General features: G+C 56.5%; 23 protein-coding genes, 2 pseudogenes and 1 riboswitch. Of the genes and pseudogenes, 19 read left to right on the top strand and 6 right to left on the bottom strand.

The genetic code is table 11. The features are described 5' to 3' along the window. Positions 1-45: 45 nt before the first annotated feature. From FB556_RS08335 to FB556_RS08320, 4 genes are all read left to right on the top strand, one after another. A complete protein-coding gene (locus FB556_RS08335; RefSeq protein ID WP_141866696.1) occupies positions 46-807 on the top strand; it encodes an amino acid ABC transporter ATP-binding protein in 762 nt (253 codons plus the stop codon). 44 nt (positions 808-851) lie between these two features. Beyond that, positions 852-1,721 (top strand): glutamate ABC transporter substrate-binding protein, encoded by an 870-nt coding sequence (locus tag FB556_RS08330; protein WP_141866694.1) that lies wholly within the window; start codon positions 852-854, stop codon positions 1,719-1,721. 127 nt (positions 1,722-1,848) lie between these two features. Then, positions 1,849-2,523: an amino acid ABC transporter permease gene (locus tag FB556_RS08325; protein WP_141866692.1), complete on the top strand. Its 675-nt coding sequence runs from the start codon at positions 1,849-1,851 to the stop codon at positions 2,521-2,523. Further along, positions 2,520-3,455 carry an amino acid ABC transporter permease gene (locus FB556_RS08320; protein ID WP_141866690.1) on the top strand — a complete coding sequence of 312 codons (936 nt, stop codon included), beginning with the start codon at positions 2,520-2,522 and terminating at the stop codon, positions 3,453-3,455. Before FB556_RS08325 ends, FB556_RS08320 begins: the two co-directional genes overlap by 4 nt. Positions 3,456-3,520: 65 nt before the next feature. On the opposite strand, the gene FB556_RS08315 is transcribed toward FB556_RS08320, so the two are convergent. Both FB556_RS08315 and FB556_RS08310 read right to left on the bottom strand, forming a co-directional pair. Continuing rightward, positions 3,521-3,724 carry a hypothetical protein gene (locus tag FB556_RS08315; protein WP_141866688.1) on the bottom strand — a complete coding sequence of 68 codons (204 nt, stop codon included), beginning with the start codon at positions 3,722-3,724 and terminating at the stop codon, positions 3,521-3,523. Further along, positions 3,721-5,340 carry an acyl-CoA carboxylase subunit beta gene (locus tag FB556_RS08310; protein WP_246057310.1) on the bottom strand — a complete coding sequence of 540 codons (1,620 nt, stop codon included), beginning with the start codon at positions 5,338-5,340 and terminating at the stop codon, positions 3,721-3,723. The genes FB556_RS08315 and FB556_RS08310 overlap by 4 nt, the downstream gene beginning before the upstream one ends. Positions 5,341-5,413: 73 nt before the next feature. Between FB556_RS08310 and FB556_RS08305 the strand changes: the two genes are divergently transcribed. The 11 genes and pseudogenes from FB556_RS08305 to FB556_RS08255 form a co-directional block, all read left to right on the top strand. Further along, positions 5,414-6,145, top strand: coding sequence for a biotin--[acetyl-CoA-carboxylase] ligase (locus FB556_RS08305; RefSeq protein ID WP_141866686.1), 732 nt, complete (start codon positions 5,414-5,416; stop codon positions 6,143-6,145). 27 nt (positions 6,146-6,172) lie between these two features. After that, entirely contained in the window at positions 6,173-6,712 is a 540-nt protein-coding gene (locus tag FB556_RS08300; protein WP_141866684.1) for a PH domain-containing protein, read from the top strand. 56 nt (positions 6,713-6,768) lie between these two features. Then, on the top strand, positions 6,769-7,866 hold the full coding sequence (locus FB556_RS08295; RefSeq protein WP_141867685.1) for an adenylate/guanylate cyclase domain-containing protein: 1,098 nt from the start codon (positions 6,769-6,771) through the stop codon (positions 7,864-7,866). Then, entirely contained in the window at positions 7,866-8,588 is a 723-nt protein-coding gene (locus FB556_RS08290) for a PP2C family protein-serine/threonine phosphatase (protein WP_141866682.1), read from the top strand. The genes FB556_RS08295 and FB556_RS08290 overlap by 1 nt, the downstream gene beginning before the upstream one ends. Before the next feature lie 7 nt (positions 8,589-8,595). Beyond that, on the top strand, positions 8,596-10,806 hold the full coding sequence (gene ligA / locus FB556_RS08285) for an NAD-dependent DNA ligase LigA (RefSeq protein ID WP_141866680.1): 2,211 nt from the start codon (positions 8,596-8,598) through the stop codon (positions 10,804-10,806). Beyond that, positions 10,803-11,870, top strand: coding sequence for an inositol monophosphatase family protein (locus FB556_RS08280; RefSeq protein WP_211344014.1), 1,068 nt, complete (start codon positions 10,803-10,805; stop codon positions 11,868-11,870). Before ligA ends, FB556_RS08280 begins: the two co-directional genes overlap by 4 nt. Next, on the top strand, positions 11,864-12,412 hold the full coding sequence (locus FB556_RS08275; RefSeq protein ID WP_170200424.1) for a GNAT family N-acetyltransferase: 549 nt from the start codon (positions 11,864-11,866) through the stop codon (positions 12,410-12,412). The genes FB556_RS08280 and FB556_RS08275 overlap by 7 nt, the downstream gene beginning before the upstream one ends. Then, entirely contained in the window at positions 12,397-12,663 is a 267-nt protein-coding gene (gatC, locus tag FB556_RS08270) for an Asp-tRNA(Asn)/Glu-tRNA(Gln) amidotransferase subunit GatC (protein WP_141866675.1), read from the top strand. Before FB556_RS08275 ends, gatC begins: the two co-directional genes overlap by 16 nt. Then, the gene (locus tag FB556_RS08265) at positions 12,663-13,940 is read left to right on the top strand and encodes an amidase family protein (RefSeq protein WP_141866673.1); all 1,278 of its coding nucleotides are present in this window, start codon (positions 12,663-12,665) and stop codon (positions 13,938-13,940) included. Before gatC ends, FB556_RS08265 begins: the two co-directional genes overlap by 1 nt. Beyond that, the gene (gene gatB, locus FB556_RS08260; protein WP_141866671.1) at positions 13,937-15,412 is read left to right on the top strand and encodes an Asp-tRNA(Asn)/Glu-tRNA(Gln) amidotransferase subunit GatB; all 1,476 of its coding nucleotides are present in this window, start codon (positions 13,937-13,939) and stop codon (positions 15,410-15,412) included. Before FB556_RS08265 ends, gatB begins: the two co-directional genes overlap by 4 nt. A gap of 46 nt (positions 15,413-15,458) precedes the next feature. Continuing rightward, positions 15,459-16,562, top strand: a pseudogene (locus FB556_RS08255) (NAD(P)/FAD-dependent oxidoreductase); the annotation flags it as partial. Here FB556_RS08255 and FB556_RS13545 read toward each other — a convergent pair. Together FB556_RS13545 and FB556_RS13675 are read right to left on the bottom strand one after the other, a co-directional pair. Beyond that, positions 16,559-17,266, bottom strand: coding sequence for a phosphotransferase (locus FB556_RS13545; protein WP_281280495.1), 708 nt, complete (start codon positions 17,264-17,266; stop codon positions 16,559-16,561). The pseudogene FB556_RS08255 and the gene FB556_RS13545 overlap by 4 nt on opposite strands. Further along, on the bottom strand, positions 17,263-17,973 hold the full coding sequence (locus FB556_RS13675) for a RidA family protein (RefSeq protein ID WP_246057305.1): 711 nt from the start codon (positions 17,971-17,973) through the stop codon (positions 17,263-17,265). Before FB556_RS13675 ends, FB556_RS13545 begins: the two co-directional genes overlap by 4 nt. Positions 17,974-18,160: 187 nt before the next feature. On the opposite strand from FB556_RS13675, the gene trhA reads away from it, so the two are divergent. The 4 genes and pseudogenes from trhA to FB556_RS08225 all read left to right on the top strand — a co-directional run bounded on the left by trhA (position 18,161) and on the right by FB556_RS08225 (position 20,945). After that, positions 18,161-18,835, top strand: a complete 675-nt coding sequence (gene trhA / locus FB556_RS08240; protein WP_141866665.1) for a PAQR family membrane homeostasis protein TrhA — start codon at positions 18,161-18,163, stop codon at positions 18,833-18,835. 80 nt (positions 18,836-18,915) lie between these two features. Further along, complete coding sequence (locus FB556_RS08235; RefSeq protein ID WP_141866663.1) at positions 18,916-19,539, top strand: DUF2238 domain-containing protein; 624 nt, start codon at positions 18,916-18,918, stop codon at positions 19,537-19,539. A gap of 158 nt (positions 19,540-19,697) precedes the next feature. Continuing rightward, positions 19,698-19,925: pseudogene (cutA, locus tag FB556_RS13875) on the top strand (divalent-cation tolerance protein CutA); the annotation flags it as partial. Between the two features lie 132 nt (positions 19,926-20,057). Further along, positions 20,058-20,945, top strand: a complete 888-nt coding sequence (locus FB556_RS08225; protein WP_246057303.1) for a VOC family protein — start codon at positions 20,058-20,060, stop codon at positions 20,943-20,945. Positions 20,946-21,051: 106 nt separating this feature from the next. On the opposite strand, the gene FB556_RS08220 is transcribed toward FB556_RS08225, so the two are convergent. Continuing rightward, positions 21,052-21,702: a VOC family protein gene (locus FB556_RS08220; RefSeq protein WP_211344040.1), complete on the bottom strand. Its 651-nt coding sequence runs from the start codon at positions 21,700-21,702 to the stop codon at positions 21,052-21,054. A gap of 280 nt (positions 21,703-21,982) precedes the next feature. After that, complete coding sequence (locus tag FB556_RS08215) at positions 21,983-23,077, bottom strand: baeRF3 domain-containing protein (protein WP_141866659.1); 1,095 nt, start codon at positions 23,075-23,077, stop codon at positions 21,983-21,985. A 144-nt stretch (positions 23,078-23,221) separates the two neighbouring features. Then, positions 23,222-23,333, top strand: a riboswitch (SAM riboswitch). Positions 23,334-23,394: the final 61 nt, after the last annotated feature.

Here is a 23,394-nt window from a genome sequence, read left to right as displayed (position 1 = left end):
TGGGGTGCTGCCCCGTAGCATTCGGATGTTCTGTAGGAGCTCATCATGACACCTGAGGCCAGCCACACACCGCTAGTTCGAATGTCCGGAGTAAATAAGCATTTCGGCAGCTTCCAAGCACTTTCTGATATCAATGTGGATATCCCCAAAGGCCAAGTCTGTATTGTCGTCGGCCCATCGGGCTCGGGAAAATCGACGTTATGCCGCACCATCAACCGCCTGGAGACCATTGATGACGACGGTGGATACATCGAAATTGATGGCGCACGGCTCCCCGAAGAGGGTAAAGCGCTGGCAGCTCTCCGAGCTGACGTGGGCATGGTGTTCCAGTCCTTTAATCTTTTTGCTCATAAGAGCGTCGTAGAAAATGTCACACTGGGACCCACCAAGGTCCGCAAGATATCCAAAAAGCAAGCTGAACAAGAGGCCATGGAATACCTTGAGCGCGTCGGCGTCGGAGAACAGGCCCGTAAACTGCCAGCTCAGTTGTCTGGGGGACAGCAACAACGTGTGGCCATTGCGCGAGCCCTCGCGATGAAACCCAAAGTCCTACTCTTCGACGAGCCCACCTCGGCACTTGACCCAGAAATGGTCCAAGAAGTCCTCGACGTCATGGTCGATCTAGCCGCCGGTGGCATGACCATGGTCGTGGTGACCCACGAAATGGGATTCGCCCGTAAAGCAGGAGACCGACTCCTATTCATGTCCGATGGTGCAGTTATTGAGGACACCACACCGGAGAAATTCTTCACAGGTCCCGAAACCAGTCGAGCTAAAGACTTCCTATCGAAGATTCTGACCGAGTAACACCTCACATCACAATTCATTACACACACTGAAAGGTACTCACCATGAAGACACCTTGGATGAAAATCACAGCACTTGGCGCAGCCGGCCTGCTTGTTCTATCGGCCTGCTCTCCGGGGGCCACGGAAGATACCGCCGAAGATGACGCTGCGGGCGGTGGCGGTGGTGGCGGCAGTGTCACCGTAGGTATCAAATACGACCAGCCCGGACTGGGATTCCGGGAAGGCAATAACCCGCCAACCGGCTTCGACGTCGACGTCGCCAAAGCAGTCCTGGCAGAAATGGGATACCAAGAGGACCAGATCGAGTGGGTGGAATCACCAACGCCGCAGCGTGAAAACATGCTGGAAAACGGTCAGGTCGATATGATCTTTGCAACCTACTCGATTACCGATGAACGCGACGAGCGCGTCGACTTCGCGGGACCGTACTTTATGGCGGGTCAAGATATTCTCGTTCGTACCGACGAAAACGACATTAAAGGTCCAGAAGATCTCAACGGCCGCAACCTGTGTTCCGTGACTGGTTCGACTCCGGCTCAAAACGTCCGCGACATGTATGCCGATGAAGTAGAGCTCGTCGAACAAGATGGGTACAGCGAGTGCCTGACATTCTTACAATCCGGTCAGGTTGACGCCGTGACCACCGACGACATCATCCTGGCGGGCCTGGCAGCCTCCGATGAATACGCAGGCGAATTCAAAGTCGTCGGCAGCCCCTTCACCGAAGAACCCTACGGCGTAGGTCTTCCCGAAGGCGACGTCGAAACCTGTGAACAAGTCAACGAAGCCATCCAGAAACTGCAAGACGATGGCACCATCGACGAACTGCTGGCAGCCAACACCGAAGGCGTCGACTATGAAGCCAACGCCGAGCTCAATGACAATATTGAGCTTGTCACCTGCGGCGAATAACCCAATGCCCCGCACCGGCTACACGCCACAAACTGGGCATAAAGGATTCGGCACCTCTCAAGTGTGAGCAGGTGCCGAACCCTGAGCACCACAGCACCCACCACCTCACCACACCAGGCAGGGGACTATGGAAGATATTCTCTTTCTCTTTGAGCAATATCCAATCTGGGAAGGATTTTGGGCCAACCTGAAACTGGCTTTCTTCTCTGCAATATTTGCCTTCACCCTCGGGGTCATACTCGCGCTGTTCCGTATCTCACCGGTACGCTCCATGAGCTGGCTCAGCGGGGCATTCATCAACCTGGTAAGAAATATCCCGTTGACAGTGCTTGTCGTGATGGGAGTCCTCATCTTTTGGGGTCAGCTGCAAATTAATATGCACCCAGACTTTGATACCAACTTCTTCATGCTGGCAACCATTGCATTATCGATCTATCATGCCCCCTTCTTTGCCGAGGCTATCCGTTCCGGAGTCAATACCGTCCCTCTTGGGCAAGCAGAAGCAGCCCGATCCATTGGTCTGGGATTTTTTGCGGCCGCCCGACTCATCATCATCCCGCAAGCACTGCGCGGAGCGATCACCCCCATTGGCAACACACTGATCGCTCTGATCAAAAACACCACCGTCGCCGCAGCCGCATCAGTCATGGAGGCGTCGGGCATCATGCGCACCATGATCGAATTCAACCCAAACCTCATGGTCGCAATCTTCTTGATCATTGCAATTGGCTTTAGCTTGATCGTGATTCCAGTCGGCCTGCTGACGACGTGGCTATCTGAAAGATTGGCGGTAACACGATGAGTACTCAATACGTTCTCTTTGATGCGCCAGGCCCACGTTCTCGCCGTATCATCACGATCTTGAATATCCTTGTGGCGTTGATCGTCATCGGCGTCTTAGTCTGGGTCTATCAGGCGTTAGCCGCCCAAGGACAGATGAGTCCGCACCTGTGGTGGAACGCTATTAATACCAATGCCTGGGTGAACTACTTACTGCCAGGCCTCACATTCACCCTCCAGGCTGCTGCCATCGCCGTGGTGTCATCAGTTGTTTTTGGACTGTTCTTCGGTTTTTTGCGATTAGCACCAGTGCGTATCCTGAGATGGATCTCTATGGTGATCGTGGAATTCTTTCGTGCCGTACCGGTTCTGGTACTGATGGTGTTCCTGCACTTCTTTTTCTCTCAGTACCTCTCAAACGTTATTGACCCACGCAACTCGGCCTACTATGCGGTCATCGTAGCCCTGACACTCTATAACGGAGCGGTCATTGCTGAACTTGTTCGCGCCGGTGTGCGCTCACTGCCCGCCGGCCAGCGCGAAGCAGCACTCGCAGTGGGCATGACCACCACGAAATCTTTACGCTATGTGGAAGTTCCGCAGGCCTTAGTTGCGATGTTGCCATCGTTGGTTTCGCAGTTCGTCATCATTCTGAAAGACTCGGCGCTAGGCTACATCATCGGATTTTCGGAGTTGTTGCGCTACTCGCGGCACCTGGGGGCAGGTTATGGCAACATCATGCAGGCACTGGTAGTAGCGGCCATCATTTTTATCATCATCAATTCGCTCTTGGTACAGCTGGCGCAAATGTTGTCACGACGCCTCAGTTCACGAACCTCAGGTGTTACCGAGGTCGGGATTCCTGGGATCGCTCCCATCGCTGGGGATACGGTCGAGGACGAAGCCACTGAGACAAGGGCGCAAGCAATTATTCAACAGGACAAACGAAAATAAACAGTACCAACGCAATAGACCTCGGCTTCACCAGCAGGGTGGAACCGAGGTCTATTTGGTGGTGTCTAGTAGCCTCGCGGCAGGGTACGCCAGCCGGGATCAGAATGCCATGTCGACATCACGCGATTACGCGTTGAATAATCCACCGGCGGTTCAGGTGGAGGCAATTCCACTAACTGGGTGTTAATGACGGTCAGCAGCGCTGCCGTTTCCTCCTCTGACAGCGCGGTGCCATGAACTTTGATACCGGTTGATTCAGGTTGGGTCATAGTGGGATATTTCCATGTTTGCGAGCAGGGCGGGATTCACGTTTGGCTACCGTGGCGCGCAGTGCTCGAACCACCTGGGCTCGAGTTTCTGATGGGGCAATAACGGCATCAATGTACCCCGAGTCGGCGGCTTCGTACGGGTTGAGCAAAGCGGTTTCATAGTCTTCGATTAACTCAGCGCGACGTGCTTCGACGTCGCCACCGTTTTCTTCTACGGCGGCCAGATCGCGTCGATACAGGATATTGACCGCGCCCTGGGCTCCCATCACACCGATCTGGGCTGTTGGCCACGCGAGATTGAGATCCGCGCCCAACTTCTTGGAACCCATCACAATGTACGCGCCACCGAAGGCTTTGCGGGTGATGACGGTAATCTTTGGGACCGTCGCTTCGGCGTACGCGTAGATGAGTTTTGCACCACGGCGAATGATTCCGGAATGTTCCTGGTCCACCCCGGGCAGGAACCCAGGGACATCGACGAGCGTGACAATGGGGATGCTGAATGCGTCACAGAACCGCACAAATCGGGCGGCTTTCTCCGAAGCGGCGATATCCAAGGTGCCGGCAAGCTGTGATGGCTGGTTAGCAACAATTCCGACGGTGCGGCCTTCGATCCGGCTCAAACCCACGATGACATTGGGCGCATAGCGTTCTTGGATTTGTAACAGCGCACCGTCATCCACGATCGCAGCGATGATCTGCAACATGTCATAGGGCTGGTTCGCGGAGTCGGGAATGAGGGTATCGAGAGCCAGGTCTTCGACACTGGTTTCCAGGTCCTGCTGAAAGGTCGATTCCTGGGTAATAAAGTTATGAGCTGGCAGATAGTCCAGCAATTCAGACACCCAGCTGAAAGCATCTTGTTCATCGGTGGCCATATAGGCTGCTGTACCCGAGGTCTCATTATGCTGGCGGGCCCCGCCAAGGGTCTCCATATCGACTTCTTCACCCGTGACCGACTTAATGACGTCCGGGCCAGTAATGAACATGTGCGACGTCTGATCGACCATGACCACGAAGTCAGTCAGGGCGGGGGAATAAGCGGCACCACCGGCGGCCGGGCCCATGATGATCGAAATCTGAGGGACCACACCCGAGGCCATGACATTGTTGCGGAAGATATCGGCAAACATCGCCAGCGAGTCGACGCCTTCTTGAATGCGTGCCCCGCCGCCGTCATTAATGGCAATGAGCGGGAAGCCGTTGGTCGCAGCAAATTCTTGTGTCTTGACGATCTTTTCGCCATTGACTTTCGATAGGGAGCCACCGAAGACCGTGAAGTCCTGTGCATAGACGGCGACGTGGCGGCCATCGATTGTGCCATACCCAGCGACGACACCGTCACCTTCTGGATGGCGTGCATCCATGCCAAACGCGGTGGTTCGGTGTGTGCGCAATTGATCAAACTCTACAAATGACCCGTCGTCTAGCAACGCATCTATGCGCTCCCGTGCGGTCTGTTTTCCCCTGGCATGTTGGCGGTCGACGGGCCCGTGTCCGGTGGGCAGCAATGCTGCTTCGCGACGGTGGAAAAAGTCTTCAAGTTTGCCAGCCGTGGTGGTGATATCCGGGGTGGTAACGCCCAGCTTCTCACCAGTCTTGTCGGGGTTGGTCAACGGTCCTCCAGAGTAGAGTATGGCCTGTATCCTGGATAATACTACCGGTTGTTTAAAATGAAGGTTGTAGTAGGTGGCTCACGAAGAACCTCGGCAGATCGCTCCGGGCGTGTATTGGATCGATCAAACCCCCTCGACACAAGACCTCGCCACTGGGTCAGAACATGTGCGCAAACACGGGGATGTGATCGCCACTGACAACCAGACAGCAGGACGAGGCCGATTGGATCGCACGTGGGACACCCCACCTGGGACCGCCGCGGCCATGTCGATCGTGCTGCGGCCACATGTTGAACCCCAACGGATGAGCATGATGACTCTGGTGGTCGCCGACGCACTGGTGCGATGGTTCCGTGAGCTTGACGTTCCTGCAGCAGTCAAGTGGCCCAACGATGTGTTGGACGCCGATGGCAAGAAACTGTGTGGCATCTTAGCCCAGTGGTTGCCTGAAACGAATGCTGTAGTAGTTGGTGTAGGCACCAATCTACGGTTTACCGGAGGACCGCGACACGAAAGAGCGGGTGCACTCGCGGATTACGACGTCGATATTGCTGCCCAAGAGTTCGTCATAGCAGCCCGTCGACGGCTGCTCGATGCCGTAGAGCGTTTTATTGCACAGTCCGAAGCGAAATCGTTCGAAGCAACGATGAGTACAATCGGTCAACGGGTCAAGGCGATCATGCCGGATGGTAAAAATATTATTGGGACCGCCGTGGGGTTGGGGCAGACAGGTAGCCTATTAATACAAGGCGAAACAATCGAAGAGATCTTTGCGGCAGACATTGTACATTTACGACCGGCGTGAAACGGTTGGACGAGACCAAGGAGTGGCATGCGATCACATTATGTGACCGGTGAACACCTATTGGTGCGTACCCGCGCGCATCCGTCGGTGCTGATCCGTCCTGCTTGGAGTTTTATTTTATGGGCCGGTGCCGCTGGATTTCTGTCCGGGGTCATGGCTAGCTACACGCTGCCAGGTTTTTTGCGCACGGCGGCCCCCACGATCACTACGATTGGATTGGGACTCATCACCATCGGCATCTTTCTCACAGTGGTCCGTCCCGTATGGCAGTGGTTCGTGTCGCGGTATGAAATTACGACCCACCGGGTGGCCCATAAACTGGGAGCCATTGCCGTGAAGCGTCACTGGGTGGCGTTACACTCGTTGGTTTCGCTGACGATTTATCAAACCCGTCGCCAGCGTCGAAGGGGATCAGGAGACTTGCACCTGATGAACTCCCGAGGGCAAACCTGGGTGTTGCATGACATCCCAGAAGTTACAGAGTTCCAGACCCTAGTAGATCTGGAACGTTTTGGTTCTTATGGCCGCTACAATAGCGGCTCGCTCAGTGAAAGTAGGGGCTTGTGAGCAACGACTCAGCCGGTGACAAGACGACCGATTCAAGACCAACCCGGCCCTTGGATATGGTGCACCCGGATTCGAGGAGCTCTGCAGACTTAGGGGAGGCCGAGCCGTTTACGGAGTCCTGGACCCAAGCGATCAAGGTGCTTGACGAAGAATTGATCGGCGGCCCTCGACTCCTCACCCCTCGAGATGTAGCAAAAGAGCTGGGAGTCTCGGTCGTTTCAGCCCGCAAAATCTGGCGCGCCATGGGCTTTCCAAATATCAAAGCCGACGAGAAAGTCTTCACGAAACAAGACGTGGCCGCAATGGCCACGATCGTCGAGCTTGTGCGCGAAGATGTCCTCAACGAAGAAACAGCGATCTCAATTGCCCGTTCCATTGGGCAGATGACTGATCGGATGGTCGTTTGGCAGATTGAGGCACTGGTCGAAGACAAGATGAGTGCCGAAGGCCTCAGTGATCCAGAAGCCCGGCGTGAGGTCGTCCGCCTGTTACCCTCGGTGATCGAATCCTTAGAAGACGTTGTGACCTACTCGTATCGTCGCCAACTGAATTCGGCGCTGCAGCGACTGACCGTGAGGGTAGAGGCTGGGCTCGCGGCCTCTGAAGAGGGCCGTGACGGCACCGAAGATGACACCCCACTACCATTAGCTCGCGCCGTGGGGTTTGCCGATATGGTGTCCTACACTGCACTGTCGCGCACCATGAGTGAGCGCACCCTGGCTCAAATGGTGCAGCGTTTTGAGCAAACCTGTGCCGAGATCATCGCCGTCGGCGGGGGTCACCTAGTGAAAACGGTGGGCGATGAAGTATTGTTCAACGCCGAAACACCAGAAGCCGGCGCCGACATTGCCCTGGCCCTGTCGCAAGCCCTCAGCGAAGACCCCGTGTTACCATCGGCTCGAGTATCCGTGGTGTGGGGCCGAGTCTTGTCGCGTCTGGGAGATATTTACGGGCCCACGGTCAACCTCGCCGCCCGCCTGACCGCCCTAGCCGATCCAGGAACCGTCCTGGTCGACCAACTCACGGCCAATGTATTGGCTGACGATGAACGGTATATTTTAATTCCACAGCCACCGCAGTCAGTGAGGGGATTTGGACTTATCAATCCGTCAATGCTCCTACGTGGTGCCGGAGATGGAATCGAGGTTGACTGATGTATCGCTTTACCGCCGCGGGCGCCACGCACGTGGGACACGTCCGAGACCTCAATGAAGACGCCTACCTCATCCGCGATGGGCTTTACCTAGTAGCAGATGGCATGGGTGGTCATGATGGTGGCGAACTCGCGTCAGCCGCAGTAATCGACACTTTCGCCACAGCCTGGGAAAATAACACCGAGCCTCTAGAACTGTTCACCCTGCAAGAATGGCTCACCGAGGCCAACCGGAACGTGTACGACATCGCTACGGGCAGGGCCGGCACCACACTGACCCTGCTCACCAATGTTCTACACCAGGACAAAGAACAATTGGTCATCGCCAACGTGGGCGACTCGCGAACCTATCGTTACCGCGCCAGCGATGAGGTCTTCATGCAGCTGACCCAAGACCACTCGGCAGTTGCCGAAATGGTGCGGCTTGGCCAGTTGACCCCGGACGAAGCCCGTGAACATCCGGCACGCAATGTCATCACCCGCGCCGTCGGCTCAGCCCTCCGACTGCTAGCTGATGTGTTGCTGTTGGACGCCGAGATCGGCGACCGGTTTTTGCTGTGCACCGATGGGCTCACCGGCAAAGTCGAAGACCAAGAAATTGGCTTGATCTTGGCTTCTGCGGCGACGGTCCAGGATGCGGCCGATCAACTGGTAGAACTCGCCCTGGAAACCGACGGATCGGATAACGTCACGGTGATCGTCGCTGAAGTCCTTGAGCACTGACAGTACAATGTCTGATGTGACTACTCCTGACCCTCAGCTGCTTGAGCACTACGAAAATCTCAAAGACCAGGTACGCCATCATCGCCGCGCATACTACGTCAATGACGAACCAGAAATCTCTGACGCGGCCTTTGACGCGCTCTTTCGAGAACTAGAAGACCTCGAGGCCTTACACCCCAGCATTGTTACCGGGGATTCTCCGACCCAAGAGGTCGGCGGCAACGCGGTCTTCTCGCCGGTAGAGCACCTGTCCCAGATGTATTCATTGGAAGACGTGTTTTCCGTTGAAGAACTGGAAGCTTGGTTCGCCCGCGTTGGTGCAGGGCTGGCCCGTCTTGGTGCCGGTGACGACGTTGGTTGGCTGACCGAAGTTAAAATCGATGGCCTGGCCATCAACCTCCTCTACCGCAACGGTGCCCTGGTGCGAGCCGCTACGCGCGGCGACGGCCGCATCGGTGAAGACGTCACGCGTAACGTGCTCACGATCAAGGAGATCCCTACCAAGTTGTCGGGGGAGAACGTTCCCGAAGAGATCGAAGTCCGCGGGGAAATCTTTATGCCCGGTGAGGCTTTTACCGAACTGAATGAAGCTCGTGCCGACGCTGGGCTGGCTCCCTTTGCCAACCCGCGCAACGCAGCCGCCGGGTCACTGCGCCAAAAAGATCCGGCCGAAACCGCAAAGCGTCGGCTCGCGATGTTCGTTCACGGTTTTGGCACCGTCACCGGGGCTACCATCACCTCTCAGCACCAGGCGTATGAAAAGCTTGCCGAATGGGGCCTGCCGGTTTCGCCGTACTCCAAACTTATTCGGGGCACCTCCACGGAGGTTGCCAAACAGGTCGTTGACTACATTGACCACTATGGCGAACACCGTCACGACCTGGTCCACCAGATCGACGGGATCGTTGTCAAAGTCGACGACATGACCTACCAGCGACAACTGGGTTTCACCTCGCGTACCCCGCGCTGGTCGGTTGCATATAAGTACCCGCCGGAAGAGGTCCACACCAAACTGCTCGATATTGCCGTTAATGTCGGGCGCACAGGTCGCGTGACCCCATATGCAATCATGCAACCGGTGTTTGTCGACGGCTCGACGGTATCGATGGCCACGTTGCATAACCAGGATGTAGTCAAAGCCAAAAACGTGAAAATCGGCGATACCGTGGTGCTGCGCAAAGCTGGTGATATCATCCCAGAAATTGTCGGACCCGTACTTCCACTGCGCGGCGACGACGTCGTGGATTTCGTCATGCCAACCAACTGCCCCTCGTGTGACACGCTGTTGCGTCCCATGAAGGAAGGCGACGTGGATCTGCGCTGTCCGAATGCCGAAAGTTGCCCGGCACAACTTACCGGACGCATCGAACATGCCGGCTCTCGTGGAGCTTTCGATATCGAAGCGCTCGGTGAAGAAGCTGCCACCTGGTTGACGAACGGACCGGGCCCCAACCCGGCAGACAATGCCGGGCGTGTGAAGCCCACCGGCCCCGGCGTCATTACCTCTGATGGCCAACTTTTTGATTTGGCAACGCATGGCGATGAAGAACTCAAGGCCAAACTGGCCGACGTGAAAGTGTGGCGCGAGAAACGCTCGAAAGGGCAATCCACTGGTCAGTGGGAACTGGTCCCATATTTCTACACTCGCACAACGGGTCAACCTACCGCCAATACCACTCGACTATTTGACGAGCTTGAAAAGGCCAAATCACAGCCGTTGTGGCGGGTATTGGTCGCCCTCTCCATCCGTCACGTTGGGCCAACCGCAGCTCGTGCACTGGCCGCGTCATTTGGCACGATGGATGCGCTACGCGAGGCCGCTCAAGCGGAAGATTATGAACGGTTTACTTTCGTCGACGGCGTGGGAGAAGTGATCGCCAGTGCCGTGATGGAATTTTTCCAAACCGAATGGCGCGTGGAAATTATCGAGGCCTGGGCGAAAGCCGGGGTCACGATGGCCGATGAGGTCACCGAAGATTCGACCTTGTTAGAAGGTGTGACCATTGTGGTGACGGGCACCTTGGAGAACTTCACCCGGGACTCAGCTAAGGAAGCTATTTTGACCCGGGGTGGCAAAGCCACCGGGTCGGTCTCGAAGAAGACGGACTATCTGGTCGCCGGAGAAAATGCTGGATCGAAACTCGACCGCGCACAAGCGCTTGGCGTGACAGTATTAGATGAGCAAGGATTTATTGAATTGCTAGCAGGAGAACGATGAAGGCATTTTTAGCGGTCGCCCGTGCCGCAGCAGAAGCCGGTGCGGCCCAATTAGCTCAGCGGCCTGACACTCTAGCGCCGTTGGGTATCGACGATATTGGAGCAATCACCAAATCCTCGGGCTCAGACTGGGTGACCGATTTCGATCGCCGGGCCGAAGAAGCTATTCGTTTCGTGTTGCAGTCTTACCGGCCCCACGATGAAATCTACGGTGAAGAATACGGGGCGACGACCGTGGCGGAACCCAGCGGGTATCGCTGGTCAATCGACCCACTTGATGGCACCACGAACTTTATTCGCGGCCTGCCCCATTACTGCTCGTCAGTCGCGGTGGAATACCAGGGCCGGTGGGTTGCCGCAGCGATTGTGGCCCCGGCCCTTGGCCGCTCCTGGTGGGCAAGTGCAGGTGAGGGCGCCTTCACCGCCCAGACAGGTCGTTTGGAAGTAGGTTTGCCTACCGATCCGGGCGAACCGGTGCGTCTTGGTGGTCCGGTGCTAGGCCGTTCTGGAAGGCTGCTGGCATCTGGGTTCTCGTACCACCCCACACGACGAGGCTTCCAATACGAACAACTCCAACAATTGCTGACAATTGGTGAATTTTCCGATATCCGCCGGGCGGGCTCCGCTGCGCTGGATCTGTGCATGGTGGCCGACGGTACCCTTGATGCGTATGCCGAATATGGCTTGCAAGAATACGACTGGGCAGCCGGGGCATTGATTGCCCAAGAAGCTGGCGTGCCCGTGCGTCGTCCAGCCTGGCAGGTTTCCGATACCACCCCGGACTGGACTCTGGCTGGTAGCCTGGGCATCGCCCACCACGAGCTTGACGTCGATCCTCACCATCCGGTGGGTCGCACTCAGCTCACCGGAAGTGTCGAAACCGCTGATGCCACCGAGTGGATCGCGGAGCAGACGGCACGTTTCCCTCGGTCTGGGGACGGTCTAGCCATCGCCGATTTCCACGTGGATTTCATCGCGAACGCCGCGACCGTTACTGTCACGGCGACCGGGCCGGTCGACCGGGTCGAGACCCTGCAGCAGCAGCTGGAGACCGTTCGTTGGTAACGATCCGACTCGCAACACCCGACGACTTTGTGGCTGTGCGCGAATTGACCACGGCAGCATATGTGACGGCCGGACATATCGATCCGAACTCGTCGTATGCGCAAACCCTTGTCGATATGGCGGCCAGGCAGGACGGTCTGTACGTCGCCGAAGTCGACGGTGCCATAGCCGGTGCCGTCAATTTTGTGCCACCGGGCTCGCAGAAGTCTCAGGTGGCATACGATAACGAAGGTGAATTCCGCATGCTGGCCGTTGCCCCGCACTACCAGGGCCGCGGTGTCGGCCGTGCACTCGTGCAATTTGCCTTGGATATGGCACAGAGCCAAGGATTGGATCGAGTCGCGATCACCACGATGGCATCAATGACCTCGGCCCAAGCGATGTATGAGGCCATGGGCTTTCATCGGGCACCGGAACGCGACTGGAACTTGTACACCGCCGGTCTTGCGGAAGACCCAGAAGGACTCGAAACATTCATGGTGTACGTCCACCCGTTAAACTCAACAACTTCTAGTAAAGGAGATTCATGGTTGACAACATAGCAGCGACCGCGCACATAGCACTGACGGAGGAAGACCGCAAGAAACTGGCGGCAGAATTCGATCCGATCATCGAATCCCTGGCGGTCACCGCCGATGATCAGCTGGCCGAAACCGTCAACCCGCTGCCCGTCAACAACGTGCTCCGCGACGACGTGGTCGCCAACGAGTTGACCAACGAACAAGCCCTGTCCGGTGCTCCTGAAGCACAAGACGGACAATTCATGGTCCCTGCGATTCTGGACGGAGAATAATGAGTCTCACACAGCTAACCGCCACCGAAATGGCGGAGAAACTTCGTGCCGGTGAAACCACCGCCGTCGAGCTGGTCACCGCCCACTTGGATGTCGCATCCGAGGCATTCGTGCACGTCAACCGTGAGGATGCTCTGGCTGTTGCCGCCGATGTCGACGCCGGCAAATACGACCACCCACTGGCCGGTGTCCCCGTGGTGCTCTCAGACGTCATCGTCACCACCGAGATGCCCACCGCTGCCGGTTCGGCCTACCTCGACGGTTGGGTTTCCCCATACGAAGCCACCGTCGTCACCCGCCTGCGCGAAGCCGGACTCCCAATTTTAGGTAAGACCCGGGTCGCCGAATTCGGCATGGGCAACGACTCTGGTGCCCATGAAGCCGTAGCCAAGCATCAAGCACCGTTTGCAGTGGTATCTGACACAGCAGGTACGGCACGCCATAGTGCCGCAGAAACCGGTGTCGTGGCGGTCAAACCAACCTACGGGGCCATCTCTCGTTATGGCCTCGTGGCCGCAGTGTCGTCCATGGACACCATCACCCCGGTTGCTCGCACCACCGCTGATGCCAAAGCACTGCACGAGATATTAGTCGGTGCGGATCAGCTGGATCCGACTAGCCTGCACCACGAATGGGACCTCGCGACCGACACTGGCGTAGACGGTGTGACCCTGGGGATCACTGTCACCCAGCCAGACAACGTCTCAGATGATGCCTGGAGCGCATACCAGCACGGAGTTCGTGCGCTACATGACGCTGGCATCACCACCATGGAAGTCACCTTAGAATCCCTGGACCAGGCCCGCCAGGCCGCCCACATTATTGGGGCAGCAGAATTCTCGGCGAACCTGGCCAAATTCGACGGGATCCGTTTCGGTAACCGCGTGACCCCGGCCAACGCGACCGTCCAAGACGTCATCACCGCCTCACGCGGGGCTGGCTTTGGTTATGCCACCAAGCGCCGGGTCATGTTGGGCACCCAAATGCTGTCTACTGGCACGATCGAATCGCACTTCCGCCCCGCACAACGCGTACGCACCGCGATCATCAACGACCACCACACGGCCTTCGAAACCGTAGATGCGCTGGCTGTGCCCGCCACCACCATCCAAGGTAAAGAATACGAGTCGGCCACCGCAGGTGTCGGGGCCTCTCTGGCAGGATTGCCGGCCGCCAGCGTGGCCGGTGTGCACATTTGTGCACCACCTTACGCAGACGAACTGGTTTATCGCATCAGCGCCGTCGTCGAACAGACCACGGCAGGAGCAGCATCATGAAAAAAGCCTTGCAAACATACGAAGTCGTTCTCGGATTTGAAGTTCACGTTGAACTAAATACCGAAACGAAAATGTTCTCAACCGCAACCAACGCGTTCGGCGACCAACCCAACTCGAATGTGACCGCCGGAGACCTCGGCCTGCCGGGCACCCTGCCGACCATCAACGCCGTTGGCATTGATTACGGCATCAAACTCGGCCTGGCCCTGAACTGTACGATCGCCCCCGAGTCGCGGTTCGCTCGAAAACAGTATTTCTACCCGGACCTGGGCAAGAACTACCAGACATCCCAGGAAGAACCGGCCATAGCTTATGACGGCTGGGTCGATGTGGAACTCGACGACGGCGAAATCTTCCGTGTTGAAATTGAACGTGCCCATATCGAAGAAGACGCTGGCAAACTGACCCACATCGGTGGTGCCGGCGGCCGCATCCACGATTCCTCATCGTCGCTGGTGGATTACAACCGTGCCGGTGTTCCACTGGTGGAAATCGTATCCAAACCCATCGTCGGGGCCGGCGGACGCGCCCCCGAATTGGCCCGCGCCTACCTGTCCACGATCCGGGACATCGTCAAGGCCCTTGGCGTGTCCGATGCACGGATGGAACGCGGCAATATCCGCTGTGACGCCAACGTGTCGTTGATGCCGATCGGCGCCACCGAGTTTGGCACCCGCACGGAAACCAAAAACGTCAACTCGACCCGCGCGGTGGCTGCGGCAGTGGAATCCGAAATCATTCGCCAAGCCAAAGTTCTGGACTCCGGCGGCACCATCACTCAAGAAACCCGGCACTGGGAAGAAGAATCCCGTTCAACCCGTTCGGGCCGCCCAAAGTCCGACGCCGATGACTACCGGTACTTCCCAGATCCTGATCTGGGGCCGATTGTCACCGATGCGGCGTGGATCGAGCGTCTACGTGCCGATCTGCCAGAAAACCCAGTCCAGCGTCGTCGTCGACTGCGCGAAGAATGGCAGTTCTCCGATACCGAGTTCCGCGACGTCGTGGCCGCTGGTGTGCTCGATGAAATCGAATACACCATCACGGCCGGAGCCAGCCCCGAAGCCGCCCGGAAATGGTGGATGGGAGAAATCGCGCGCATCGCCAATGAGCGCGGTGTTTCCCCAGAAGCGCTGGGTGTTACCCCGGCCGATGTCGTCGAGATCGAAAAACTTATCGCTGACAAAACCATCAACGATAAAATTGCGCGTCAGGTCGTGGGCCACATTGCCGACGGTGAAGGTCGCCCAGCAGACATCGTGGCCGCCCGATCTTTGGCCGTGGTCTCCGACGACGGCGCTCTGACTGCAGCCGTCGAAGAAGCCATGGCGGCCAACCCCGATGTTGTCGAACGCATCCAGGGTGGTCACATGCAGGCCGTCGGAGCGCTGATCGGCCCGGTCATGAAAGCCACGAAAGGACAAGCCGATGCTGGTCGTGTTCGAGAAATCATTTTAGAAAAGATCGGCTAACCCAGTTGCCGGTCTCGCCAGCGCGGGTGGTGTAGCCACCCGTGCTGGTGCATTTAAGCAGCACCCCTCACCAGGAGCACACATGATCATTATCGGAGGCGGCATTGCCGGCATATCCCTGGCTGCTGAACTGTCAAACCGCGGCCAAGCCGCAACCCTGCTGGAAGCAGAAGACCAACTGGCCTATCACACCTCCGGCCGCTCGGCCCAGCAGCTCGTTTTAGGCTATGGACCACCTGCGGTCCGAGAACTCACCGATATTAGCGTCGAGATGCTGCTTGCAAGACAACAAGTGTTAGCACAACCGGTCGCGTGGCCTTCGCGGTTTATGATGGTCGGCACGGAGACAGAAATAGCAGCCCACGCTTATCCTGGACAAACTCTTCAAGACCGAGATGCGGTTCGCCAGCTACTGCCGGAATTACGACCCGAACGATTCACCGCAGGTGCACTCGATGAGCGCTCTTTGCGCACCGGAGCAGACGCCATGATGGCCTGGTTGGTTACCCAAGCCGAGCACTGTGAGATTCGGCTTGGTGAACGTGTGACCGCGGCGGAACACATCGATGGCACCTGGTACGTTACGACAACTCAGGGGAAATATCAGTCCAACGTCGTCATTAATGCCGCTGGCGCTTGGGCTGATCAGGTCGCCCAATTATGTGGTGCCAGTCCGCTGGGCTTGACGCCCCTACGTCGCACCGCAGCGATCTTAGGTCTTGACCGGCCAATTAGTTCGGATCGGTGCATGATGATGAAAGTCGATGGCTACTATTACCGCTACGAGACCGAAGACGCGATCCTGGCTTCGCCTCAAGAGGCCGAACCCTCACCGGCGGTCGATGCCCAGCCTCGGGCCAATGACATTGACGATCTGATACAAGAAATTGAGGCCGACACGACCCTGCACATTACCGGTGTGCGGTCGGCCTGGACGGGATTACGCACCGAAGCAGCGGACGGCACCCCGGTGGTCGGGTTCGACGACGCCCAGCCTGGATTCTTCTGGTTGGCAGGCCAATCTGGTTACGGTTTCCAAACCTCGCTGGGCTTTGCGCGCCTGGCCGCCGACCTCATGATTGATGGAACGGCAGGGGAGTGGGTTAGCCACGCTTCGGTGACCGCCCTAGCCCCTGACCGGTTACGCTAAACTTCAGCATGCGGCAGTGCACGGTGGGCTGCCAAGATCCTGGGTTGAACTTTCTTATTCAGACGTCGCCAGCCGGCAGCGGAAATATCCCAGGTCAACGCATTGGCTAACGAATATAAACCTAGGGCACCGGACCAGACGCGCGCGCGGTGAGGTGTCGGAGTAATGGTCTCAAGATCCACGCCGTGCCACAGGCTCAGATATGTGGCATTCAGCGCGGTATCCCAGCGCGCCGCATAATCCCAGTCCAGAATCCCTACCAGTTCACCATCGACCCAGTGCATGTTATGTCCGGCAAGGTCGCCGTGCACAAGACCTGCGCCAACACCATCGTCGGTCCAACCATGAACGTGCTCAGCAATCTCCCGAGCCATATGGTCTTCCACGACAGCGTCTAGGGCGGTCAGCATGGCTTTTGTGAACCGACCGCGCTGTGCAAACGGGGCGTTTAATGCCAATCCGGTGGTGTCGTAGTCGGCAAAGACGTTGATGATATCAGCTAGCGTGCCAGGGTCACCCGTACCGTGCGGGTGCGCAGTACCCGGGACGTAGGTTTGCAATACGCCGTCATCCACAGCTGATAAAGCCCTCGGTAGCAGCCACGGCAGTTCCAGTTGCTCGATGAGCCGTATCGTTCGGGCAAGCTGCGGGGTGGTTTTGCGGGGGAGGCGTGCAACAGCCAGCTCGTCAGCGATGAGGATCACATGGTCCTTACCGCGCTCAACGACCTGAGCATTGTGCCAGTTGTAGTGTGCAATCCCAATCGCCAACTCTGCCGGTACCTCTGGGCATAGGTGGTGGACAAGACGATCAGCACGGGCAACAGGCATAAGACGATTGTAACCACATTGTCCAACGAGCCGACTCGTCGTCGAGGCCATCCTGCTGAGTTGGAGTTGTCGGGGACCACGGCAAGTGCATCGATTTCGACTAGGACCCCGGGACGCGAGAATCCAGCGATCTGCACTACTGTCACTGCGGTGGGATGTGCGCCCCAGACTTCAAACGCCGAGACGTAGCCAGATTGGGCATCCGCCGCGCCGTCTAGGAAAATGTTGAGCTTGACCACATGGCTGGCATCAGCACCGACTTCAGCTAACACTGTCAGGACATGACGAAGTGCTTGTTGTGTTTGCCTTCTGAGGTCCGCGGCGATCACATTACCCGCTGAATCGGTACCTTGTTGGCCACCGACAACTACCAGCTGCTCGGCGCCCACCACGACACCTTGAGAGAAGGCGGGATTGGTATGTAATCCAGCGGGGTTGAGGTGTTGGATGTTCATTGGATGTCCCATCATTGAGCCGGGGACTTCAAGTTTTTCATGGATCTGAGCTCCGCCACCAGAGACAAAGCCTGTCGAAGCCGCTGTGGGGGTCTGCTCGGCCAGCACCCGCATGAAGCGAGCCAACTTACACAAGCGGATTGTTCACACCCAAGCGCCTATGGGGACGTGAGAACTCCGCCACGCCGTGACATAGACTGTCTGGTATCGAATGACCCAGAGACTGTGGCATATGGGTTCAACAGCGGGACTGGACTCACATCAAACAGTCTGAGATTTCCGAGATTGACAGCGCCACACGTCAGGAGCATCCATGTCATCTACTGAGACGACGCAACATGAAGCCCCATCACCTGACCCTTTGCCGCTCAAGCCACGCGCCCGTGGATGGATTCATCTGATCGCCACGCCTGTGGTGTTATGTGCAGTGATGGCCGCGATTGCTATCCCACAAACCCTGGGCCACCGATTGAGTGTCGCAGTTTTCGGTACCACGTCGGTCTTACTTTTTGGTGCCTCTGCTATCTATCACCTGGGAAACTGGTCTTCTAGGCTGAATGCTTTTCTGCGACGGTTAGACCATTCAAATATCTTTTTGCTTATTGCCGGTACTTACACCCCGTTGGCGGTATTAGTACTGGCACCTGACCAGCGCGACTTCCTCCTCACTGTCGTCTGGGCCGGAGCCATAGCGGGAATCTTGCTGCGACAGTTCTGGTCGGCTGCACCCCAGTGGGTCTTTGTCCCCGTGTACCTAGCGCTGGGGTGGGTTGCGGTCTGGTTCCTCCCAGACTTTCATGCATTGGGCGGCAACTGGGTTGTCTGGTTCATTATTCTTGGTGGCGTCTTCTACAGCCTCGGTGCCATCGCATACGCTACCAAATACCCAAATTTCTTTCCTGCAACTTTTGGCTACCACGAGATCTTTCATCTTTATACGATTATCGCTTGGACGTGTCATTTCGTCGCGATCTTTGCCGCAATGTAATGCTCCGCCTAGAACAACGATGAGGTTTCATCGTCTAGGAGCTGATGTAATACGGGCCAGCACAGGCTAGCGTGGGAACAATGTCGCAACTATCCACGATTCGGTCTACGCCTCATATGTCCATGGTCGTCACCGGCCTAGTATTCCTTGGGTCGGCAGCTCTGGCCCTGTACAACCAATGGTGGCCCGAGGCATTGACCGCTACGGTGCTCGTCCCGCTGGTGGCGACTCCATGGCTGGCAGAACGATGGGCCGGCGTTAAAGTTCCGCTGAGCATTCAGATCCAATACGCAGTACTGATCGGTGCCGGCCCCTATTTGGGAGGGTATTGGAACTGGTATGAAGCCTGGTCGCCATGGGATACCCTCGTGCATTGCTACTCAGGATTCGTTATCAGCTTCGTACTGGTGATAGCTCTGGCCAAGACCCTACACACGTATCAGCTCCACCTGCCGGTGTGGTTGGAGATGGTCGTGCTCATCACGGTCAAAGCATTCATCGCCCTGCTGTGGGAGATCGCCGAATTCGTTTTTGACCTCATATTCGATGCGAGCGCTCAGCTTGATAATACCGACACAATGACCGACATGATTGTCGCTCTGGCGCCATCAGTTCTGATTGCAGGCGCGCTTTATGCTCATCGACGCAAGGGCTCCTTCACTTATCTCGGTGACCTTCTCGAAGCCGGGCGTGGCAAAGACTAGGGATTGTGGGCTCCGGTCGCTACTGTCTTTTCAACACAGGATACGTCAAGCAGACTGGCGGCATGAAGTCCCACGAATTCGTAATCATTCAAACAACCACCGACACCGCAGAAGAAGCTGACCAACTCGCCGCGGCAGCCATATAACAGCAGCTAGCTGCTTGTGTGCAAGTTTCCCAGGTGACTAGCTACTACCGATGGCAAGGGAAAGCCGATCGCGACCCTGAGTTTTTGTTGTCGTTCAAAACCACCGTGGCCACCATAGAACGTGTCAAGGAGTGTCTGGCTACCAATCATTCCTATAAGGAGCCAGAAGTCATCGTCGCCCCAATAGTCGAGGGCAGTGGCGGTTATTTGCAGTGGATGACGAACAGCGTATCCCGATAGCTGGTTCGATCTTTTGAGCCTCACTTGCGAGTATGACTTTCTGCGGCAAGTCATATATAGTGAAAGCAGATGCTTCAAATTTTAAAGGAGCGTGGCCCAGCGTGAACTTTGATGCAGTAGCGAGGAACTGACATGACCCATAACGTAGAGACTTTTGACAATGCCCGTCTCGCAGACCAGACGGAGATGGGTGCAGTGACCTTAAAAGTCGCTGACCTTGACAATATGATCAAGTACTACACCCAGGCGCTTCCCCTAAAAGTTATCGCGCAACAAGAGGGGTCAGCAATCATTGGCCGCCATCAGCGCCCATTGGTGATCCTGGAACATGCGCCAGAATTCAAGCATGCTTCAGGCCGCGAAGCCGGACTCTTCCACACGGCGATCCTATTCGAGACCGAAACTGCGCTCGCAGCCGCAGTGTATTCAGTTGCCCGCTACGCGCCGAATAGCTTCACGGGAAGCTCCGACCACCTGGTCTCCAAAGCGTTCTACTTCAACGACCCAGAAGGTAACGGCATTGAGCTGTACTGGGACCGTGACCGCAGCGAATGGAGCTGGGTACACGGGCAAATAGAGATGGATACCTTGTTCCTAGACCCTAACCAGTACCTGCGTGATTACCTCACCGAAGACGCTGTGCAAAACCCAGCAATCGGTGATGCGGTAATTGGTCACGTGCACCTACAAGTCGGTGACATCGACGCAGCGCGAAAGTTTTACGTCGACTGGCTCGGTTTTGACGCCACCCATGCGAATACGCCAGGCGCGTTATTTGTTAGCGCAGGCGGGTATCACCACCATATGGCAATGAATGTCTGGAACAGTCGTGGGGCAGGACGACGCAATAAGACCCTCGGTTTGGGTGAAGTTGATATCATCCTGCCAACTGCTGACGATGTTGGTGAAGTCGCAGAGCGAGTCAAGCATTTCGGCGTGCAAGTGGTAGACGACGGTAAGAGCTTGGGCTTTGAAGATCCCTGGGCAAACATGCTGCGTATCCAAACCCAAGCGGCCTAATTACCGCATATGACTCCTTAAAGGCCAACGGTCATAGATCTGTCTCGCGCTGCGGCGCCGGAGAGATCTATGACCGTTGTGTTGTTCTAGTGGTCCGTAGGGAGTCTTAGATGGTAACTAAACCTTTGGGTGTCGAGAAGGTGACTTCAGCGATACCTGGGGTGCCCGACGGTGAGATGTACTTAATGTTAAGATCTTCGACCAGTTCATCGGAATCGCTGAGACCCAACCAGTCTCGAACCCGCGGTCGATTTCCAGCAATCGTGATCGACTCAATGGCCGCCTGCGCAGGTTCAGCCTGAGATGGATGTAACGCTTCGGTACCCTCATTCCACTTCAAGATGTATGGAACCTGTGGATCGGCGATGAGGCCTTTAATGCCGATTTGCTGCCATTCCAAAGTACGGCCGTCAGGGAATGTACGACTTCCCGGAACAGCCCGGCGGTCGAGACGTTCTTCGAACGGGCTCATATCATTGACAGAGACGACCCAGCCCATCCACCCGCCGCCCATATTCGAACGAGCACGTACAGCTTGACCGAATGGAGCCTTTTCTGCGGCAGGGTGTTCAAGTACCTCGACAAGTTCGAAGTACTGGCGATTCTTCATCGGGAAAAAAACGTTACGCGTCCCGAAGCGCGGGTGAACGCCACCATTGACCCAGTCGATACCGAGCATCTCGGCAACCTTGTCAGCAGTGGCACGGAGTCCCTCAGGACCTACAGCATAAGAAACATGATCCAAGCGCATGTCCATCAGCATGACACGAGATCACAAAGAGCCGAGAAATATGTCACATTGTGCGAATCCTGCGAGAGGCGTTGTCGCGGCCTCTTGTCGAATGCGGCCATGTCAATGCCAACATTCCGGGTTTTATGAATTATTGGAGCGTATTTGGCGTATTACTCGAAAATAGTTGAATTGTTGGTGCACACGTCTGATTTGACCCGATCGAGGACGCGCATCTCAATCAGAAGCCCCTGAGTTCTTGGACGGTGTGAGCCAAAACTCAGGGGCTATTGGTTCGCTAGGCGTTCTAGTAGCGCATCAACGCGGCAACATTATCAACGCGGCCATCGGAAATAATGACGATATCACCGGAATTAAGTTTCGTGTGCAAAATAGCAGTATTGACGTCGCCGGTGCCGTCCGAGGCATTGAGCGATGGGTTGATGAATAAGGTGTCAACGCGTCCGGCCACTGCGGCCTCGCGAATCAGGTCGGGCTGGGTTTCGCCTAGACCGGTACCGGAAACATCGGCAAACCGGTTATAAGCGGCGTCGTCATTGGCCGCAAAATGCGGGCGGACGACGTTCCATCCAGATTGCTGTAATTCTCGTGGGGTAGAAGTGTCAGGGTTGCCCGCAATGAAGTCTTCAGCGATGACAGGGTACGAGGAAGATGCCTTAATTGCTGTGACATTTTCGGTCACGCCTGCTAAAACCATCGGTTGAGAACGTGCCCGACCCAACAAGTCGCCTAGAGAAGAGCCGACTTCATGAAGGAATCGATGGTTTTCCGTTTCCTGATTGTCTGCAGCGCCGCCTTGTCCGTGGAAGACGGCGCTACCACCGCCGATATTGCGGTTTTGTAATTGGGTTTGGCGGTCGTCGGTATCGACCACATCTTCCAGGGATTCCGGCACAATATCCTGGAGGTCCAGGCGCACGACCGAGTCTTTGGTAGCGTCCAGTAGACGAACCTTATTACGGGAGACGGCCAAGACGTAGTAGGCATGAGACTTCGTAAGAGCTTCGGAGATCGGTCGCAGCACAAAATGTTCTGCGACGTGGGTGTACTCGGTAAGCGGTACCCCCAGGCGATAGATTAAGTTTAGACCCCGCGCTGCAAACAAGGCCAGGGACTCACCCTGCTGACGGAGAAACGGGGCATCAGTCGCGATGGCATCGAATGGTGCCATCATGTCTTTTGCGTCGGATTCGGGGACGCCGGCATTGACAAGTTTGCGGCGAGCCTCATTCACCAGCGATTTGACGCGAGTGGCCGTGTCTTTTGGTTGGTGTTGGGGAGGATTGGTCGGCAGAAATATTGTAACCTTCGGACCGCTGGCTTCAGCCATGGCTTTCAGGTCATCGGCTGTGATCTCATCAAAGTATCCGAGTTGTTCCATGGCATAACAATACAACTTGTCGGAGCCATTTTGGAGGGTTGATTTGCGAATCAGATTCCGACTAACCTTTATTCTGCTCCGAGTGACAATTTGGGTCATACCGAGTCGCGGATTCGCCGAATTTCTGGCATAGTAGTCCGTATTGGTCACGAGTGTCAGTAGTAATGCCCCGGCTTACTGACCGGCAACCCTCCACCGCGGTGGGGTGCCCCGGGTGAGGACCAGGTCTCATAACAAATAGAGACAAGCGCGGGTCTTCGCGCACGTCATAGTTTACCTGCGCGGCAGACGGGCGTTGAGAAGACCCCTTGATTTGA

Origin of the sequence: Enteractinococcus coprophilus (genome assembly GCF_006716305.1) — a bacterium.
Taxonomy (GTDB): Bacteria; Actinomycetota; Actinomycetes; order Actinomycetales; family Micrococcaceae; genus Yaniella; species Yaniella coprophila.
The sequence above is the reverse complement of the archived record's forward strand: the minus strand, read 5'-3'. Positions and strand labels throughout refer to the sequence as shown.